The organism is Mycobacterium sp. IS-1742, assembly GCF_001500125.1.
Taxonomy (GTDB): Bacteria; Actinomycetota; Actinomycetes; order Mycobacteriales; family Mycobacteriaceae; genus Mycobacterium.
Window position 1 is genome coordinate 1 of the sequence record NZ_LQIV01000037.1, and the last position, 1,588, is coordinate 1,588.

General features: G+C 61.3%; 2 protein-coding genes and 1 pseudogene. All 3 read left to right on the forward strand.

Annotated elements, in window-relative coordinates; translation table 11 throughout:
- On the forward strand, window positions 1–123 hold a 123-nt coding region (locus AU196_RS19280), incomplete at its 5' end, for an MspA family porin (protein ID WP_197415812.1).
- 453 nt (window positions 124–576) lie between these two features.
- Window positions 577–1,218 (forward strand): porin MspA, encoded by a 642-nt coding sequence (mspA, locus tag AU196_RS19285; RefSeq protein ID WP_059096679.1) that lies wholly within the window; start codon window positions 577–579, stop codon window positions 1,216–1,218.
- Between the two features lie 294 nt (window positions 1,219–1,512).
- A pseudogene (locus AU196_RS25640) lies at window positions 1,513–1,588 on the forward strand (MspA family porin); the annotation flags it as partial.

Genomic DNA, 1,588 nt, shown 5'->3' on the forward strand with positions numbered 1-1,588 from the left:
TCGAACGCGCACGGCACGGTGACCGGTGCGGCCGGTGGTGTGCTGCTGCGTCCGTACGCCCGGTTGATCGCCTCCACGGGTGACAGCGTCACCACCTACGGCGAACCGTGGAACATGAACTGAGTCCTTCCACACGAGTAGGGAGCCCCGCGGGTCACAGACCCGCGGGGCTCTTTCGTGTCACGCCCAAAGCCGGTGGAACGCACCCCTCCCGCATCCTCGGACACCATCGAGATCGACGCGGACCGTAGATCCTATGAGACGAGTCATGGCACACAATCTATTTTTGATTGCAAATAGCGCCCACCGGATTGCCGCGTGGGGCTCTTTTCTTTGTTAAAGAGTTAATTGTTCGTAAGTCATATAATCGCAGGTCAACCGTCTAAAACAATAGCACTCCGCTATCTGTTGTCGGTTCTTGGCCGCGCTGTTATGTTTTGCCCGTCACTGACGATGAGATTCGCATGAGACAACTGGTGCGAGTTCTCATCGCAGTCACATGTTGGACTCATGGGTGTGTGGTCTCCAGGCGACCAGGCGCCCGATGGAATAGTCGGCGCGACAGCTAGGGAGATCATGAAAGCAATCAGTCGGGTGTTGATCGCGTTGGTTGCGGCCATCGCGGCTCTGTTCACGAGCACGGGCACCTCCAACGCAGGTCTGGACAACGAGCTCAGCCTGGTCGACGGCCAGGGTCGGACCCTGACCATTCAGCAGTGGGACACGTTCCTCAACGGGGTGTTCCCGCTCGACCGCAACCGGCTCACCCGTGAGTGGTTCCACTCGGGCCGGGCCAAGTACATCGTGGCCGGTGAGGGTGCCGAGGAGTTCGAGGGTTCGCTGGAGCTGGGTTACCAGATCGGCTTCCCGTGGTCGCTGGGTGTGGGGATCAATTTCAGCTACACCACCCCCAACATCGCCTTCGACGGCCTCGACACTGTGGTCGCTGAAGACAACGCCATCCTGGAGGGCATCGTGACCCCGCCGCTGTTCCCCGGTGTGTCGATCAGCGCGGACCTGGGCAACGGTCCGGGCATCCAGGAAGTCGCGACGTTCGCGGTCGACGTGGAGGGTGCCGACGGCGCGGTCGCTGTCTCCAACGCTCACGGCACGGTGACCGGTGCGGCCGGCGGCGTGCTGCTGCGCCCCTACGCCCGGCTGATCGCCTCCAGCGGTGACAGCGTCACCACCTACGGCGAACCGTGGAACATGAACTGAGGTCTGAAGACGGAGGGAGCCCGCGGGAACGTCACCCGCGGGCTTCTTCCCGTTCAGGAGCTCGTCACCGAGGATCGGCTTGAATTCGCGGCTGAACTGCGGAAACGGGCGTATCTGCGCTATCTGTTGTCGGTTCTTGGCCGCCCTGTTATGTTTTGCCCGTCACTGACGATGAGATACGCATGAGACAACTGATGCGACTTCTCATCGCAGTCACATGTTGGACTCATGGGTGTGTGGTCTCCAGGCGACCAGGCGCCCGATGGAATAGTCGGCGCGACAGCTAGGGAGATCATGAAGGCAATCAGTCGGGTGTTGATCGCGTTGGTTGCGGCCATCGCGGCTCTGTTCACGAGCACGGGCACCTCCA